Below are 17,322 nucleotides of genomic sequence, written 5' to 3'. Positions count from 1 at the left end.
GGTCAGGAACAGCAGGCCATCACGGCCCGGAGCTGATCTTCCAGACCACTGCTTTCGGCGGGAAATGTCCCTTCCAGAGCCGATGTCCCCACGGTGAACCCCGCCGCCCCGGCCTGCCGGACCGTCCTGATCTGTTCCGGTGTGCTGATGGACCCTGCCACAATCACGGGTTTCTCTACGGCTGCACAGCTGGCCCGGATGACCTCCGGGACATTCCCGTCATTCCGGTACGCCAGCAGGTCCAGCCCCGTCACGGCGGGATGGGCGGCCCATTCCACCGCATTGCGGGCTATTTCCTCCGGTGAGCCTTTCAGCACGCTTGGATGCCCCACAACATGCCCTGCAAACGGGTAGTAGGCTACGTCATGCCCTGCCAGAAGAGGCAACACATCCGGCACATGCGTGCCTCCCATCAGGCAGTCCACCCCCAGGGACAGCCCGGCCTTGACGGAATCCAGCTCCCGCTCCCGGTCCGGTGACACGATTTCCAGGTATGAAGTCGCTCCAGCAGAAAGGATCCTGTCCGCCAGTATCCGCAACTGCTCCACGGGCAGACCAATATCCTTGAAGCCAACATGCCGGATGCCCAGCCGCAGGGCGATGTCCACAGCCTCCAGAGCATTGTCCACCGTGCGGTCATCACGGGTCAGCATAAAAATGAACCGGAGCGCTTCCATCATCCCTCGTCCCTGACTGTCCTGATCCTCTCTCCCTCATATGGGATGCACATCATACCCAGCCAAGCCCCTATGGACATTCCCCCCCAGCCCCTCCCATGATGGTGGGCCAACATGGCTACAGTGACAGGACACGCCACCATGAACGATACGCCCCACAAGACCCCCGATGACTCCATTGAGGCAGCCTTTCAGGATGATGAGCAGACCATCACCGGAGAAGACCCTTTCCTGCTTTTTCATGAATGGCTGACGCTGGCCGGCACGAAGGAACCCAATGACCCCAATGCAATGGCTCTGGCGACGGTTGATGAACATGGCCTGCCCGATGCACGCATGGTGCTGCTGAAAGGCGTTGATGAGACAGGTTTCATCTTCTACACGAACAGCGAATCTGCCAAAGGACGGGAACTGGAAGGCAACATGCAGGCGGCCCTGCTCTTCCACTGGAAGAGCCTGCGCCGACAGGTCCGCATCCGGGGCCGGGTCTCACGTCTTCCTGCCGTAGATGCGGACGCCTATTTCGACTCCCGCCCCCGGGCGAGCCGCATCGGCGCCTGGGCCAGCCAGCAGTCCCGCCCCATCGCCAGCCGCAAAGCCCTCTGGAAGGCCGTGACAAAAGAAACGGCCCGTTTCGCCATCGGGCCCATCCCCCGGCCACCATACTGGAATGGCTATCACGTCACCCCGGCCTCCATGGAGTTCTGGATGGACAAGCCATTCCGCCTCCATGACCGGGTACTCTTCACCCGTACACAGGATGGCCAGTACTGGACAACACAGCGTCTTTTTCCGTGAGAGCAGGCACAAAAAAAGGTGCGGGCCCAAAAACCCGCACCTTCCCATGGTCCACGACTGGCAGAGGCTGTTACCGCCCTGTCATGATGCGATCGACCAGCTCCTTGACGGTCGGAATATGCCCGTTGGCGTAGAACGGGTCTGTGGCAAAGCGCCACGCATTCGTTCCACCAAAGACCAGATTGTGATCCACGATCTTTTTCTGCTCCTCTGGCGAGACATCCTGCAAATGGGAGATCGTCTGAAGGGTCTTCTGAATACAGAAAGAACGGGGATCCGCCCGCTGGCCTGTGCTGAAGGTCGGGCCCTTCTGGCTCCAGTTGGAGAAACGGCACTGGGAAAGGCACCCCATGCAGGCCGCCTGATCAGCCAGAACCTGCCGGGCCGTCTCCAGCGTCTCGAATACCACAGTATCATCCGGCGTCCGCATGGGCTGGATATACCCGGCGGCCTTCCAGCGATTCACCTTCTCGGCATCATCAGCCCGGACAAAAACCTCCCGTCCTCGCCCGCCCAGACAGATGGGCGTATCAAACTCGGCTTCTGCTGCCGCACGGAAAGCAATCTGTCGCTCGGACCGCTCATACAGCTCCCGCAGGAAACCATTTTTCACGGCCGATGAATAAAAACCTGTCGGAGAGAAACGGTTCAGATAGACATCACCCTCCTTCAGCGTCAGCAGCAGCTGCTTCCACGCATCCGGGACAGGGCTTTCCTGCGTCAACAAGGGGCGGGTACCGAACTGGAAAGCAATCAGCCCGATCTCGGGGTTGTCCAGCCAGTCACTCCACTCTTCCAGATGCCAGACACCACCAGCCATGATGATGGGCACATGCTGAAGGCCAAAACCATTCATGACCTTCCGCAGGGCTGCCACACGGTGGTAGGGCTCCTCCGGTTTCAGAGGGTTTTCCGTATTTGAGAGGCCATTATGTCCGCCGGCCCGCCAGGGGTCCTCATAGACAACACCGCCCAGCAGCTCGGAAAAACGCACATAGGAGCGCTTCCAGAGCGCACTGAATGCACGGCCGGATGAGACGATCGGGTAGTAATGTATCCCGAACTGCGCCGCAATTTCAGCCAGCCGGTAGGGCATCCCTGCGCCACAGGTCAACCCCTGTATCAACCCGGGAGCACCTTCCAGTATCCCGGTGATGACTTCCTCGGCAGCGCCCATTTCCCACATGAAATTGGCATGAACACGGCCACGGCCACCGGAAATGTCCCGGGCTATCCGTGCCTGTGCGATACCCCCTTCTATGGCATAGCGCACCAGCTCGGCCTGCCGCTCCCGGCGTGTCCGGCCATGATAGACCTGCGGAACAGGATTGCCCTGCTCGTCATAACTGTCCGCATTGACAGCAGAGAGCGTTCCGACCCCACCTGCCGCAGCCCAATGACCCGCAGACACACCATTGGAGACAGAAACACCTTTGCCCCCTTCGACCAGGGGCAGAACCTCCTGACCACCAAAACGGACGGCATTGATCGACTTCATAGAGGCCAGATGTCCCCACTACTCAATCACAAAACTCACTCATGCAAAGGGAGCCTGGGCTCCCCTCACACATCCTTACTCCGCATCACGACGAGGGCGACCCGGCTTTGCGCCAACGCTCTCCGTAATGTCCGCACCAGTCTCCTGGTCCACGACACGCATGGAAAGCTTCACCTTGCCACGATCATCAAAACCAATGACCTTGACCTTGACGGCATCACCCTGCTTGACAACATCCGTTGTCTTGGCGACCCGACCATCCGTCAGTTCGGAAATATGAACCAGACCATCCTTGGGGCCAAGGAAGTTCACGAACGCACCGAAGTCGGCCGTCTTGACAACCTTCCCATCGTAGATGCGTCCCATCTCCGGTTCCGCCACGATGCCCTCAATGCGGCTGATGGCCTTCTGGGCCTGCTCATCACTGGCGGCAGCAATCTTGATGACGCCGTCATCCCCGATATCAACCTTGGCACCAGAATATTCACAAATCTCACGAATGACCTTGCCGCCCGATCCGATCACATCACGGATCTTCGCAACAGGAACGGTCATGGTCGTGATCTTCGGTGCATTGCCAGCCACATCGGAGCGTCCCTCGGAGAGGGCCTTGCTCATTTCACCAAGAATGTGCAGACGGCCTTCACGGGCCTGCTCCAGCGCCACCTTCATGATTTCCGGCGTGATGGAAGTGATCTTGATGTCCATCTGGAGAGCGGTCACACCCTCGGACGTACCAGCAACCTTGAAGTCCATATCCCCAAGGTGATCCTCATCCCCAAGAATATCTGTCAGGACAGCATGGCCACGCTCTTCCTTGATAAGGCCCATGGCAATGCCAGCCACCGGGCGCGGCATGGGTACGCCGGCATCCATCAGGGACAGGGACGTTCCACAAACCGTAGCCATGGAGGAAGAGCCGTTGCTTTCCGTAATTTCGGAAACGACACGCAGCGTATACGGAAAATCTTCCTTGGACGGCAGGAGCGGATTGATGGCACGCCATGCCAGCTTGCCATGTCCGATCTCACGACGGCCCGGAGACCCCATGCGGCCACACTCACCAACGGAGAACGGCGGGAAGTTGTAATGCAGCATGAAGCGGGACCGGTATTCCCCTTCCAGCGCATCAATCACCTGCTCATCCTGACCTGTCCCCAAGGTGGCGACAACCAGCGCCTGCGTCTCGCCACGGGTGAAAAGGGCAGACCCATGAGAGCGGGGCAGCACACCAACCTCAGCCATGATGGGACGCACCGTCTTCGTGTCACGGCCATCGATGCGGATGCCCGTTTTCAGGATGGTGCCACGGACAACCTGTGCCTCCAGATCCTTGATCATCGGCTTGGCCAGCTCGGCATCAAAGCCTTCCTCCTCAAGGGTGGCCACGATCTTCTCGCGAGCTGCGGCAACCTTCTCCACGCGGGCCTGCTTGTGGCGTTCCTTGTAGGCCTCGGCAATCAGCTTGTTGCCCACCTTGTCCACACGCTTGCGCAGGGCGACCTCTTCCTTGGAGACCTCCGGCAGGTCCCACGGGGCACGGGCAGCCGATTCTGCGAGGTCGATGATCGCATCAATCACAGGCTGGAAAGCCGTATGACCCAGCATGACAGCCTCGAGCATCTCATCCTCGGAGAGCTCCTGCGCCTCGGACTCAACCATCAGCACACCCTCGGACGTACCGGCCACCACGAGGTCCAGCGCACTGTCCTTCACCTGGCTGAGGGTCGGATTGACAACAAACTTGCCATCAATGTGACCGATACGGGCAGCCCCAACCGGACCGAAGAAGGGAATACCGGACAGTGTCAGCGCTGCGGAACAGCCAATCAGAGCCACCAGGGCCGGATCATTTTCCATGTCATGGCTGAGGACCGTGGCAACGACCTGAACCTCGTTCCGGAAATTGTCCGGGAAAAGCGGACGGATCGGCCGGTCGATCAGACGGGAGGACAGCACCTCATGCTCGGACGGACGGCCTTCCCGCTTGAAGAACCCGCCGGGAATCTTGCCTGCAGCGTAGGCCTTCTCCTGATAGTTCACGGTCAGCGGAAAGAAATCCTGCCCCGGCTTCACAGTCTTAGCACCAACGGCAGTACAGAGCACGACCGTATCACCATAGGTGACCACAACGGCCCCATCAGCCTGACGGGCAATCTTGCCCGTCTCAAGCACCAGCGGACGGCCGGCCCATTCAATTTCTTTGCGGAAATAATTGTCAAACATTCTGTCTTCCTCCGGAAGCAATAATCACGGCCCGACCGGTACCAGACTACAAACAGCGTTTCGGACGGCATGGCGAGGATGACGCACCAGACGCGTCATGACACCATGTGGCCTGAAACGCCGGAAAAGTGTTTTCTGGCAGCTCAACCCGGGCCCAAATCCGGGGGAGACCTCTCCCCCGGAGAAAGGTCGAAAATCAGCGGCGCAGGCCGAGACGTTCGATCAGAGTCTTGTAGCGCTCTTCGCTCTTGCGCTTCAGATAATCCAGCAGCGCACGACGGCGACCGACCAGCATCAGCAGACCACGACGGGAGTGGAAGTCCTTGTTGTGGCTCTTCATGTGCTCGGTCAGGTTCACGATGCGCTCGGTCAGCAGGGCGACCTGCACTTCCGGGGAGCCCGTATCACCTTCGGCACGACGGTATTCAGCGATAAGCTGGCTGCGACGTTCAGCTGTAATCGACATCCTGTTCTCCAAAAAACAAATGATTTTCCAACATTCTGACTGCCCGCAACCGCCCTTCGGCAACCCGGCACAGCCCGATGACATGATCCCCGATCATGACCCGCCAGAGTGGAACAGTCTCCACCCCATCAGGCACGCCCCCCTCAAGATGGGCCAGCGTGACAGCCTGCCCACAGATCAGGGATTTTCCTTCCGCTTTCGTGACGGCCAGCGCCGGGATGTCGACCAGCGCGGTCGCCGCCTCCAGCAGAGGAACCGGAAGAACACATGCCTTGTCTCTAGTTTCGTCCGTTTTGTCCAGCCCTAACTGTTCTGCTGAACAAGCATGGGAAAGATCAAACGGCCCGCATTTTGTGCGCCGCAGAACAGAGATATGCCCCACAGTACCACAGGCCAGAGCAATATCCCGCGCAAGCGACCGCATATAAACCCCCTTGCCTGACTGGACGTCAAAAACGGCCGTATCGGCATCGGGGCGGTCCACGAGAGTAATCGAATCGATTCGAGCAGGACGGGGGGGAAGTTCCGGCGGACGCCCCGCCCGGGCCAGATCGTAAGCCCGCTGCCCACCGACACGAAGAGCCGAAAAAACTGGAGGCACCTGCATCACATCCCCGCAAAGCGAAGGCAATACAGCCCTGATATCTTCATCCGATGGCCGGACATCGGACGTTGCAAGAACATCACCCTCCCGGTCATCCGTCGTCCGGCTTTCACCAAAAGAGAGGGTAAACCGATACCGTTTGGTTGCATCCATGATGTACGGAATGGTGCTGGTTGCCTTGCCAAAGGCGATCGGCAGAACACCTGACGCCAGAGGATCCAGAGTCCCGCCGTGGCCGGCCTTGCGTCCATCAAAAAAACGCAGCAGCCGGTTGACCATCGTTGTGGAACTCGGCCCCAATGGCTTGTCCAGAATCAGCCAGCCATGGATGTCCCTGCCTCTCTTGCGTGCCATCAGTATTCTGGCCCGGCCTCAGTCTTCATCATCCAAAGCCTGGTCACGGTGCAGGTCCCGCTGGACCTCTGGCGAGCGCAGGATGCTCTCCACTTCCATCGCATGCTCCAGAGACGTATCAGGCTGAAAATGCAGCTCCGGCACTGTCCTCAGACGCAGGGCCGTGGAAAGACGTTTCCGCAGGAAAGAGGCCACACGCTTCAGAGCTGGCAGGACAGCCTCAACATCATCTCGCCCCAGACGTGTGACGAACACCGTTGCATGGCGCAGGTCCGGTGAAATACGGACCTCCGTTACCGTGATGGTCACACCATAGAGTTCCGAGTCGCGGAACTCCGTTCTGGCAAACAGTTCTGCGAGAACATGGCGGACCTCTTCAGCTACACGCAGCTGGCGGGTGCTTGGGCCGACGGCGCTTTCACCCGCCGGCCCGAGGAGGTCAAAGGAAGGCCGCGTCTTCAAGCCGGGATCTCTTCCATCTCATAGCATTCAACCACATCACCTTCCCGCAGGTCGTTGTAACCGGCGAAGGAAAGGCCGCACTCATAATTATGAGCCACTTCACGGACATCATCCTTGAAGCGTTTCAGCTGGCTCAGCTCACCCTCATGAATGACGACGTTGTCACGCAGCAGGCGTACGCCACAGCCACGTTTGACGACACCCTCGGTGACGTAGCACCCGGCAACCTTGCCGACCTTGGTAATGTTGAAGACCTGACGGATCTCTGCATAACCAAGGAACTTCTCCCGATGCTTCGGTGCGATACGTCCTTTGACCAGCTTCTCCACATCATCAGAGACCTGATAGATGATGGAATAGTAGCGGATGTCCACACCATCACGCTGGGCCAGCTCACGGGCCTGAACGGTAGCCCGCACATTGAAAGCAATGATGACAGCATTGGACGCCTTGGCCAGCTGCACGTCACTTTCGGTGATCTGACCAACGCTGGCATTCAGCACCCGTACGGCCACTTCCTCATGGGAGAGCTTCTCCACCGTTGCCTGAATGGCTTCGGCAGAACCCTGCACGTCCGCCTTGACGATCAGGGCCACTTCCTTCTGCTCACCAGCCTGGATGCGGGCCAGCATCTGGTCCAGCGTACCACGGGCCGCAACCTGCATGGCGGTGGCCTTCTCCCGGGCCTTGCGCTGGCGGAACTCGCTGATCTCACGGGCACGGTTCTCGCTATCGACAACCACAAACGGCGCACCGGCATCCGGCACCCCGCTCATGCCCAGAATCTCGACCGGCACGGACGGTCCAGCCTTCTTGATCTGCTTGCCATGATCATCAAGCAGCGCACGGACACGACCCCAATGGGCTCCGGCCACCACGATGTCCGTCCGGTTGAGCGTCCCTTTCTGGACCAGCACCGTTGCCACGGAACCACGGCCACGATCCAGGCGGCTCTCGATGACGGCACCCTCGGCAATCCGGTTCGGATTCGCCTTCAGGTCAAGAATCTCGGCCTGAAGCAGGATGGCTTCCAGCAGACGGTCAAGACCATCACGCTTGAGGGCGGAGACCTCCACCTCCTGCGTGTCGCCACCCATGCTCTCCACCACGATCTCATGGTTCAGCAGCTCATTGCGGACACGGTCCGGATTGGCGCCAGGCTTGTCCATCTTGTTGATGGCCACGATGATCGGCGCATTGGCAGCCTTGGCATGTTTGATGGCCTCAATCGTCTGCGGCATCACGCCATCATCAGCAGCCACCACCAGAACGACAATGTCCGTCACGGAAGCGCCACGGGCACGCATGGAGGTGAAGGCTTCATGGCCCGGTGTATCGATGAAGGTTACCTTCTGACCGGAAGCCACGGTTACCTGATAGGCACCGATATGCTGGGTGATCCCACCAGCCTCGCCATGAGCCACGTCTGTCGTGCGCAGGGCATCCAGCAGGGAGGTCTTGCCATGGTCTACATGGCCCATCACCGTCACGACCGGAGGACGGGGCTTCATGTCTTCCGGCTTGTCCTCAATGCCCTCGATGCCCAGCTCAACGTCACTGTCTGCCACACGCTTGATGCGATGGCCGAATTCACTCACGACAAGCTCGGCCGTATCACCATCGATGCTCTGGGCAGCCGTTGCCATGACGCCCATCTTCATCAGCATCTTGATGACCTCGCCCTGACGGGCAGCCATACGGTTGGCCAGTTCACCCACGGTGATGGTTTCCGGCACGGTCACGTCACGCACGACACGAACCTGATCGGAACGCAGGCGCTCCAGCTCGGCCTGACGGCGCTCGCGGTCACGCTGACGCCGGACGGAAGCCAGCGAACGGGTCTTGCCGTCATCACCTTCAATGGCGGCACGGACGTCAATACGGCCTGACCGACGGTCCTGACCACCACCCCCGCTGCGGCGGGGCGAAGAACGGCGGGACGACGGAGAAGAACGCCGGGCGCCACCGGCACCGCCACGACGGGAAGGCCCTGCTCCCTCGTCATCGGCACCTCCCACGGCCCCAGTGCGTCCCCGCAGGTGCAGCGTCTCGCTGGCGTCATTGCTGGAACGGACTGAAGAAGCCCGTGAAGACGCCGCCGTATTCAGCGGGCGGCTCGGCATGATGGCCCGCTCGGCCAGCGGACGCAGACGCTTGGTCGGCTCGGCCAGCTGCACACCCCCGGTCGTGGAACCCGTCAGCGGCGGCGGCACCTTCCGTTCAGCTTCCTGGCGACGGGCTGCAACTTCGGCCTTCTTGCGAACTTCTTCCTCGGCCGCACGGCTCCGGGCCTCTTCCTCTTCCTGGGCACGACGGCTTTCGGCCTCAGCCTTCTGCCGGGCCTCTTCCTCAGCAGCGGAACGGATACGGATCTTCTCGGCTTCCCGGCGGGCTTCCTCTTCTGCCTCACGCCGGGCAGCCTCTGCGGCGGCCTCAGCCAGAACGCGCTGGCGCTTTTCCTGCTCGGAAGCCGTCAGGCCACGGACACCAGCCGTGGCACGACCGCCACGCCCCCCTGCGCCCCCGCTTCTCTTGGGCTTGCGCACTTCAACCCGGACCTCCTTGGAGCGCCCATGGCTGAAGCTCTGTCTTACAGAGCCAGCCTCTACGGTCCGCCCCACGTCCTTGCGTCCTGCCGGACGCAGGGACAGGCGGCCGGAGCTCTTGCCCTGCCCTTCTTTTGGGGTGGTCCCCTTTGGAGTTCCGTTCTGGTTGCGCTCGTTGCCGTCGCTCATAATTTCTGCCTGTTCCTTACTGCCCTACCGTATCAGGGCCCGGGAGCGTGCCTTCGGCCACCCCCGCAAATCTCTTATATTCTGCCTTCAGCCGCTCTGCCAGAGCGCCAGGAGCCATCACGGCATAAACCGCACGCTCCCTCCCGAAGGACGCTGCCAGGATATCCCCCGGCACCCAGACCACCGGCAGCTCCCGCTGGCCTGACAGCAGACGGGCCACCTCATCCTGGCTCGCACCTGCTGCACAAATGACAACCCCGACTCTGCCAGCAACGATCCGTTCCCGACACTTCTGGAACCCACAGACCGCCTCACCAGCGCGTCGGCCCAGACTGATACCATCCAGAAGGCGCTTTGCCAAACCATCCCTGAGAGACTCCACAAGCCCCACAGGCACGTCCACCTTCTGCCGCGCCGCCCGGGAGAAGGCCCGAGCCAGCTGTCCATCTTCCAGAACAGCCCTGTCCGCCTGCACCCACATGCCACGCCCGGGCAGCCGGGCGGCAAGGTCCGCCACGATCTGGCCATCGGGCCCGACGACAAACCGTATCATGTGACACGGCTCACCATGTGTGCGGCTGATCAGACAGCGCCGCCGGGATGAGGCACGACGCCCCCGCCCGGACGGGCCATCATCCACATCGGGGATATGATCCTCAGTCGTGACCCGAGTCTCCTTCACCAGCTCCCTCGTCACCCTCAAACCAGTGGGCACGAGCGGCCATGATGATCTCATTGGCCTCGGCTTCCTCAAGTGGCTCATCACCACCCAGAAGCTCGATCAGCTCATCGGCAGCGAGGTCGGCCAGGTCATCCAGCGTCCTGATCCCCTTCTCCCCGAGTTCAACCAGAACCTGGAGGGAGAAGACACCAAGATTGACCAGATCATCACTGACACCCAGCTCACGACGCCGCTCATCCAGAGCCTGCTCACGACTGGCCAGATAATTGTTGGCACGGTTCATCAGCTCTTCGGCCACTGCCTCATCGAAACCTTCAATGTCGTGCAGCTCTGCCGGGTCGGCATAGGCCAGGTCCTCGATGGTATGATAGCCCTCGGTTACCAGCAGTCCAGCAATGACGTCGTCCACATCCAGCTCATTGACGAACTGGCTGGTCCGCTTGCGGAACTCTTCCTGACGGCGTTCCGATTCCTCAGCTTCAGTCAGGATGTCGATGTCCCAGCGGGTCAGCTGGCTGGCAAGGCGAACATTCTGCCCACGCCGACCAATGGCCAGTGAGAGCTGCTCATCCGGCACCACGACCTCGACCCGGCCGGCATCCTCATCCATCACCACCTTGGTCACCTCAGCAGGCGCCAGGGCATTCACCACGAAGGTAGCCGCATGGGGACTCCAGGGGATGATGTCGATCTTCTCCCCCTGAAGCTCTGCCACAACAGCCTGCACACGGGACCCACGCATACCCACGCAGGCACCGACCGGATCGATGGAGGCATCACGGGACTCGACAGCCATCTTGGCACGGGAACCCGGATCACGGGCCACGGCCTTGATCTCGATGATCCCGTCATAGATTTCCGGCACTTCCTGCGCAAACAGTTTGGCCAGGAAGCCCGGATGGGTACGGGAGAGGAAAATCTGCGGCCCGCGGGGCTCGTCACGCACATCGTAAATGTAGGCGCGAATGCGGTCGGAGTTGCGGAACTCCTCACGGGGGATCATTTCATCACGACGCAGCAGCCCTTCGGCCTGACCGCCCAGCTCCACCATAAGGTTGCCGTATTCGGTCTGCTTGAGCGTCCCGTTGATGATCTCACCCACACGGTCCTTGAACTCGTCATACTGGCGTTTGCGCTCATACTCACGCACACGCTGGACGATCACCTGTTTGGCTGTCTGCGCCGCAATACGGCCGAAATCGATCGGCGGCAGAGGATCGACGATAAACTCACCTTCCTGGATCTCAGGCCGGAATTTCCGGGCGATCTTCAGGGGAATCTGGGCATCCTCATTTTCCACAACCTCGACGGCTTCCGTCCAGCGGCTCAGCCGGACCTCTCCCGTCTTGCGGTCGATCGTGGCACGGATGTCCTTCTCATGCCCATATTTCGCACGGCCAGCCTTCTGGATGGCCTGCTCCATGGCTTCGAGCACCTGCTCACGATCAATATTCTTTTCCCTTGAGACCGCATCAGCGACCAGAAGCAGCTCAGGACGGGTAACAGATGTGTCCATCAGATCGGACCTCCAACCAGCATAAGACGGGTCATCAGTTTTTCTTCCCCGGCTTTTTGGGTTTCAGCTTTGGCGCCCGGCGGGTCCTGCCATCGGCCTCGGCTTCGTCTTCCTGCGCCACGCCTGCCAGCGCAGCACTTGCCTCAATCAGCTCATCCGTCAGGACCAGCCGTGCCTTGCGCATGTCATCCAGCGGCAGGGCCACTTCCTGCCCGTCATCCAGACGAAGCAGGCCAAGCCCGTCACGCTCGCCAAGGACAATACCGGCAAAACGCTTGCGACCATCCAGCGGAACCTCCAGCTCCACCTTGGCCAGATGCCCGGCAAAACGTTCCCAGTCCTTCGCCCGGGTCAACGGACGGTCGATCCCGGCAGAGGAAACCTCCAGCATCCATGCCCCTGGTATCGGGTCATCCACATCCAGCACAGCGCCCACTGCGTGGCTGATCTGCTCGCAGTCATCAACACTGATGAGCGAGCCATCGGCACGGTCGGCCATGACCTGGACGGTCGGTGTCTCATGCCCGAGAACCGAGAGGCGTACCAGCTCGTACCCCATGTCGGCCAGAGTCGGGGCAATCCTGTCCGCAATACGTGCTTCCAGCCCGCTCAGACGGCGGATACCATGGGAGCTTTCACCCTCATGAAACGGAGCGGATGGACCGGACTGGTCCGACGATGTGGAAAAATGATCCAAAACAAAAAAGGCGGCCCGTCAGGGCCACCCCCCAAAAGAGCGGAAAGTGAAAACATCTCCCTGATACGACAGAGCCACACCCAATGCAAGCACTTCCCGCCCGCAACTGCTCGACAGGGAAAAGATGAAAGAAACGCCATTCTGCCTTCCTGCCCTTATGGTATATGGTGATGCGAAATGACAGCCATGAACCAGCCTTCCCCCTCTCCCGAACCACAGAAACAGCCTCTCTGGCGCCCCGTGGCCGTGGTTGCGGCCGTTGTGGGACTGGGGGGCGCCCTTCTGGCATGGCATGGCCAGCCATCTCCGCACGATGCCGCCCAGCAAACACCACAACCCCAGGCGGCGGAACAGGCCATTCCCATGGCGGCAGGCTCACTCCCGCTCTCCATGCTTCCCCCAGATGATGCAGCCCGGGCCATTGCCCGCAGCACAATCCCTGCCCAGCAGAAACCTGCCCTTCTGGCCGCACTCAAGGACAACCGCATCCGGCTGGCAGCCCTCCCCCTGGCCGATGCGGCAGGCCATGCGGGACAGATGCTGACCGTAAGCAGCAGTGGCATCAGCCAGCAGATCATCCTCGGCCCCAGAGCACAGGCCGTGCTGCTCCCCATCGCCCGGGAAGGCATCGTCACACTGACACGCACCAGTCCAGCAGGCATGGGCCCCGTATCCATTGCAACGCTGGACATGTTCCATAATGTCGTGGTCCTGCCTCCCCTTACCCCTGCCAGCCCTTCCTTCGCCATCCCGGTGGTTGTCCAGTAGCTGTCAGGAAAAGGACTTGACCCCATCCCGGCCTGCCAGTGAAAACAGGGGGTTCCCCTCCCGGCAGGATGCAGAAGCCCATGATGAAATCCCTGATCCCCTGGCTCTCCCGCATGATGCCCCTGATGATGGCGGCCTTCCTGATACTGGCGGCTGTCCAGCTGGCTCTCATGGTCCATCTCTCCCCCACAACCCTGCTGCATGCGCTGCTCGTTGCTGCCAACTGGGCCCGCCCCGGCTATCTTCCCGCCGGGATCGCCGGGCTTGCCCTCTCTCTTGCCGGGGTGTTCTACTGTCTCTCGTCCGACCGTCTGGCCCGCCGTGGCCTGCGCCACAGAAAGAGTCTTCTCATGGATGTTCTCAGCCGTCTGACCAACCGCACCGCTCTGGAGGAAATGCTGGCACGCCAGCAGCGTGAGAGTGCCATCAATGCTGAGGAGCTGGCCGCTGCCCTGCGTGCCCGTGTCATCGGGCAGGACCAGGTCTGCGAGGATATTGCCCAGCAGCTGCGCCGCCGGCTGGCTCTCCAGAACCGTGACCGTCCCGTCGGGGTCTTCCTCCTTGCTGGGCCGCCCGGTACCGGCAAGACCTATCTGGCCAAGCAGATTGCCAACCAGACGGAACGCCCGCTGCTGCATTTCGACATGACCCAGATGTCCAGCCCGCATGCTGCCACACAGCTTTTCGGCTCTCCCAAAGGCTATGTTGGGTCTGACACGTTCGGGCGGCTGACAGGTGGCCTGAAGGAAAATCCCGATGCCGTCGTCCTGCTGGATGAGATCGAAAAGGCCCACCCGGACGTCTTCAAGAAATTCCTTACGGCCTGGAATGACGGCCATGTAACGGAAGCCTCCACCAACGAGCTGGTACCAACCACACGGGCCATCTTTGTTCTGACATCAAACATTGCCACGGATGCTCTCAGCGCCATTGCGGACAGGCTGGCTGACGAGCCCGAGAAAATGCGGGCCGAATCGACCGAAGCCCTGCGTCGGGCCGGGTTTGCGCCGGAGGTCCTGAACAGGCTGGACCGCATCTTCGTGTTCCGTGCGCTGCGGGGGCTGGACCTCGCCCGTGTGGCTGCTCTGGAAATTGAGCAGATGATCCGTGGCTACGGGCTGAATGTTGAAGCCGGTGGCATCGACCCTGCCCTTCTCTTCGAAATCCTTCAACGCCAGCAGAAACTGGGCAGCATGGCCAGTGCCCGGGATATTCTCCGGTCCATTGAAGACATGATCAGCGACAGCCTCATCACGGCCCGCCAGCAGGGACGCACCCATGTCCACCTCGTCATGGAAGGAGAAGGACGCATCCGGGCTGAAACAAGCGAAGAGCCTCAGGAAAGAATGAACAAGGCCAGCCTGTGAAGCATCTCCTCCGTACCTGCATCTCCCTTTGGAAGCAGGCCCCCCTGTGGCGCCTCTCCTTCATGATCGGGCTTGGCGGGCTGGTGATGGCAGCCTTTTTCCCAACCCCCTGGCTGAAAAAACAGGCTCCCTGGCTCCCCGGCATGGCGCCGGCAGCAACGCACGCTCCTCACGATTCAGCTCATGCAGACGGCGGCCCGGGCGATGCTGACAATGCACCCTCCGGGCCGATGCCGGTGCATCTGCAATATCCCAGCATGTCTGAGATTGTACGGGATCGTGTTATCCTGGGTGGCCATACCATTCCTCTACCCAAAGGAGAGTGGCACCCCATTCTCTCCGCCCAGATCAGCAACGAGTCCCCCCTCTCTTTTCTGGCTCTTGTCCGTACACATCAGGGGGCCATTACCGGCCTCATCATCGCCCAGGCAACCCAGCAGCCCATTGCTCTGGACCGGGCTGGGAACGTGACGGGCATCTGCCATGATGACCGCAACTTCCTCAATCACAGCCTGCCGGTCTCTCCAGCAGGAGAAGACTGCATCGGCTCTGGTACTGTGGTGATACAGGGCAATGATGTCAGCACCAATCCACTCATCAACCAGTCCATCGCCCGCTTGCAGGCCCTCGGCGTCACGCCCATCCCCCCCCTGTTTCTGGCTGTCCAATGGCGACACGTCGCTACCACGACGGATGGTCAGGCCCAGGTTGGCCTTGTGGACACGCTGATTCCACCACTGGACCAGCAGACCCACCAGCTGCTTGCCCCCATTCCCGTCTGGTCCAGGGATGCGCTGTCACCCTACCCCGAGGCCAGAACATTCCTGACCAGGATGCGCAGCTGGGCGCTGGAGTGGCAAAAGGCCCTGCAGCTGGGGTTCGGGAACCAGTTGCAGGGTCACACCCCGCCACCGGACCCGCTGATCCCCTGATGGGGCCTTCAGTGATGCCCCTTGGCGACGACGCGCCCCATGCGCTTCTCCGCCATGCGGGCAAGGCGCACAAAAGGCAGGCCAACCAGAAGATAGGCCAGACCGACCATGAGCCCCGTGCCGATATAGTCATAATAGGTTGACGAGAGACGGATATAGGTCTGGCTCAGCTCTGTCAGCGTGATGACGGAAACGAGGGAACTGTCCTTGAGCAGGGCAATGAAATCGTTCGTCATGACGGGTACGACCGTGCGGAAGGCCTGCGGAACGATCACGAGCCGGAGGGCCTGCATGTGGGTCATGTTCAGGGCGATGGCCGCTTCCATCTGTCCACGGGGAACAGAAAGCAGCCCCGCCCGGTAATTTTCCGCCTCATAGGCCGCATAATTCAGCCCCAGCGACAGCACGCCCGCCGCAAAAGGCGACAGACGCAGACCAAAAGCAGGCAGTCCATAGAAAATGAACAGCACCTGTATCAGCAACGGCGTGCCCCGCACGATCTCCACATACAGCCCGGCCAGCCAGCGTAACGGTGCCACCCCGTAGGCCCGGGCCAGAGCCAGCACCAGCCCCATCGCCACGGCAAGCACCATCGCCAGAGCCGACACGCCCAGCGTCATCAACGCCCCGCTGCCTATCAGAGGCAGAAAACTGACATAACGGTGGACCATGGCCTGCACACTGCTGCCGGACATCCGCTCCATCGTCTGGCGGTAATCCACCCAGGCCGTTGGCTGGACTGTTGAGAGAGTCTGATCCCCCGTGTAATCGGCCATCTGCGGCGTCCAGAGATTCCAGCGGGCCAGAATCTGATGCAGGGTGCCATCGCTCATGAGATCACCCAGAACGGAATCCACAGCATCACGCAGGCCGGGATTGTTCTTGGGGAAGGCAATTCCATAAGCCACACGCCCGATCGGCGGCCCAACGAGCTTCAGATCATCCGACCGGTAATAAAGGGCAATAGGCTCATCAATCAGAATGGCATCAAGACGTCCGTTCTTCAGGTCAGAAAACAGATTTGTCTCTTCATCATAAGAGCGCACATTGGCCGGATCGTGATCCAGCAGAAGACGCTCGGCAGCCGTGCTCTTGATGGTCCCGACCACATGGCCTTTCAGGGCATCAAGCGTGTCCAGCCCTTTTTCATCATTCCGCAGGACAATCCGATCCACCGTCACATAATAGGGCCGGGAAAAAAGCACGGCAGCCTTATGCTCCGGCGTCATCTCGATGCCATCGATGACCAGGGCATACAGGTCCCGTGAGAGGCCGGGGATCAGCCCGTCCCAGCCATTCTGTACGAAACGCCCATGCCGTCCCATCCGGGCGCTGATGGTCTGCATCAGGTCATATTCAAAACCTGTCATCCGCCCTTCATGGGCTGGATCGTGAAAGACGTAAGGCACGTTGGCCTCTCCGTCCGACGCCCAGGGAAGGTCCCTGTCATCCGTAGCACCGGGAACCCGCAGGGAAGCTACTGCTGGAGTACCGCCTTCAGCCCAGGCAGGAGCGGACAGACCTGCCATACCCCACAGCC

15 protein-coding genes are annotated in these 17,322 nt (G+C 60.7%); 4 read left to right on the top strand and 11 right to left on the bottom strand.

All coding sequences use genetic code 11. The features are described 5' to 3' along the window. Nucleotides 1–2 precede the first annotated feature (2 nt). The gene (locus DTI93_RS00375; protein WP_249079280.1) at nucleotides 3–680 is read right to left on the bottom strand and encodes a 4-hydroxythreonine-4-phosphate dehydrogenase; all 678 of its coding nucleotides are present in this window, start codon (nucleotides 678–680) and stop codon (nucleotides 3–5) included. Between the two features lie 138 nt (nucleotides 681–818). Here DTI93_RS00375 and pdxH point away from each other — a divergent pair, with 138 nt between their 5' ends. Beyond that, entirely contained in the window at nucleotides 819–1,475 is a 657-nt protein-coding gene (gene pdxH / locus DTI93_RS00370) for a pyridoxamine 5'-phosphate oxidase (protein ID WP_249079279.1), read from the top strand. 70 nt (nucleotides 1,476–1,545) lie between these two features. On the opposite strand, the gene DTI93_RS00365 is transcribed toward pdxH, so the two are convergent. The 9 genes from DTI93_RS00365 to rimP all read right to left on the bottom strand — a co-directional run bounded on the left by DTI93_RS00365 (nucleotide 1,546) and on the right by rimP (nucleotide 12,640). Then, nucleotides 1,546–2,973 carry a nitronate monooxygenase family protein gene (locus tag DTI93_RS00365; protein ID WP_248460371.1) on the bottom strand — a complete coding sequence of 476 codons (1,428 nt, stop codon included), beginning with the start codon at nucleotides 2,971–2,973 and terminating at the stop codon, nucleotides 1,546–1,548. Nucleotides 2,974–3,048: 75 nt separating this feature from the next. Further along, on the bottom strand, nucleotides 3,049–5,199 hold the full coding sequence (pnp, locus tag DTI93_RS00360; protein ID WP_081562601.1) for a polyribonucleotide nucleotidyltransferase: 2,151 nt from the start codon (nucleotides 5,197–5,199) through the stop codon (nucleotides 3,049–3,051). A gap of 196 nt (nucleotides 5,200–5,395) precedes the next feature. Then, entirely contained in the window at nucleotides 5,396–5,665 is a 270-nt protein-coding gene (rpsO, locus tag DTI93_RS00355; protein ID WP_043560974.1) for a 30S ribosomal protein S15, read from the bottom strand. Next, nucleotides 5,649–6,623, bottom strand: coding sequence for a tRNA pseudouridine(55) synthase TruB (gene truB, locus DTI93_RS00350; protein WP_081562602.1), 975 nt, complete (start codon nucleotides 6,621–6,623; stop codon nucleotides 5,649–5,651). The genes rpsO and truB overlap by 17 nt, the downstream gene beginning before the upstream one ends. 18 nt (nucleotides 6,624–6,641) lie before the next feature. Continuing rightward, a complete protein-coding gene (gene rbfA / locus DTI93_RS00345) occupies nucleotides 6,642–7,085 on the bottom strand; it encodes a 30S ribosome-binding factor RbfA (RefSeq protein WP_249079277.1) in 444 nt (147 codons plus the stop codon). Then, the gene (gene infB, locus DTI93_RS00340; RefSeq protein WP_249079274.1) at nucleotides 7,082–9,820 is read right to left on the bottom strand and encodes a translation initiation factor IF-2; all 2,739 of its coding nucleotides are present in this window, start codon (nucleotides 9,818–9,820) and stop codon (nucleotides 7,082–7,084) included. The genes rbfA and infB overlap by 4 nt, the downstream gene beginning before the upstream one ends. A 16-nt stretch (nucleotides 9,821–9,836) precedes the next feature. Next, nucleotides 9,837–10,502 carry a DUF448 domain-containing protein gene (locus DTI93_RS00335; RefSeq protein WP_227449778.1) on the bottom strand — a complete coding sequence of 222 codons (666 nt, stop codon included), beginning with the start codon at nucleotides 10,500–10,502 and terminating at the stop codon, nucleotides 9,837–9,839. Then, nucleotides 10,477–12,018: a transcription termination factor NusA gene (nusA, locus tag DTI93_RS00330; protein ID WP_043560987.1), complete on the bottom strand. Its 1,542-nt coding sequence runs from the start codon at nucleotides 12,016–12,018 to the stop codon at nucleotides 10,477–10,479. The genes DTI93_RS00335 and nusA overlap by 26 nt, the downstream gene beginning before the upstream one ends. Nucleotides 12,019–12,052: 34 nt before the next feature. Further along, nucleotides 12,053–12,640 carry a ribosome maturation factor RimP gene (rimP, locus tag DTI93_RS00325; protein WP_081563379.1) on the bottom strand — a complete coding sequence of 196 codons (588 nt, stop codon included), beginning with the start codon at nucleotides 12,638–12,640 and terminating at the stop codon, nucleotides 12,053–12,055. A gap of 261 nt (nucleotides 12,641–12,901) precedes the next feature. Between rimP and DTI93_RS00320 the strand changes: the two genes are divergently transcribed. From DTI93_RS00320 to DTI93_RS00310, 3 genes are all read left to right on the top strand, one after another. Next, nucleotides 12,902–13,483: a hypothetical protein gene (locus DTI93_RS00320; protein WP_154980972.1), complete on the top strand. Its 582-nt coding sequence runs from the start codon at nucleotides 12,902–12,904 to the stop codon at nucleotides 13,481–13,483. A gap of 83 nt (nucleotides 13,484–13,566) precedes the next feature. After that, nucleotides 13,567–14,850 carry an AAA family ATPase gene (locus tag DTI93_RS00315; RefSeq protein ID WP_086431826.1) on the top strand — a complete coding sequence of 428 codons (1,284 nt, stop codon included), beginning with the start codon at nucleotides 13,567–13,569 and terminating at the stop codon, nucleotides 14,848–14,850. Then, nucleotides 14,847–15,782 carry a hypothetical protein gene (locus DTI93_RS00310; protein ID WP_043560993.1) on the top strand — a complete coding sequence of 312 codons (936 nt, stop codon included), beginning with the start codon at nucleotides 14,847–14,849 and terminating at the stop codon, nucleotides 15,780–15,782. The genes DTI93_RS00315 and DTI93_RS00310 overlap by 4 nt, the downstream gene beginning before the upstream one ends. A gap of 8 nt (nucleotides 15,783–15,790) precedes the next feature. On the opposite strand, the gene DTI93_RS00305 is transcribed toward DTI93_RS00310, so the two are convergent. After that, nucleotides 15,791–17,311: an ABC transporter substrate-binding protein/permease gene (locus DTI93_RS00305; protein WP_052349215.1), complete on the bottom strand. Its 1,521-nt coding sequence runs from the start codon at nucleotides 17,309–17,311 to the stop codon at nucleotides 15,791–15,793. Between the last annotated feature and the right edge of the window lie 11 nt (nucleotides 17,312–17,322).

The organism is Parasaccharibacter sp. TMW 2.1884 (assembly GCF_023337695.1).
GTDB classification, from domain to species: domain Bacteria; phylum Pseudomonadota; class Alphaproteobacteria; order Acetobacterales; family Acetobacteraceae; genus Bombella; species Bombella apis.
Note: the sequence above shows the minus strand (reverse complement) of the source record. Positions and strands in the feature narration are given on the sequence as shown.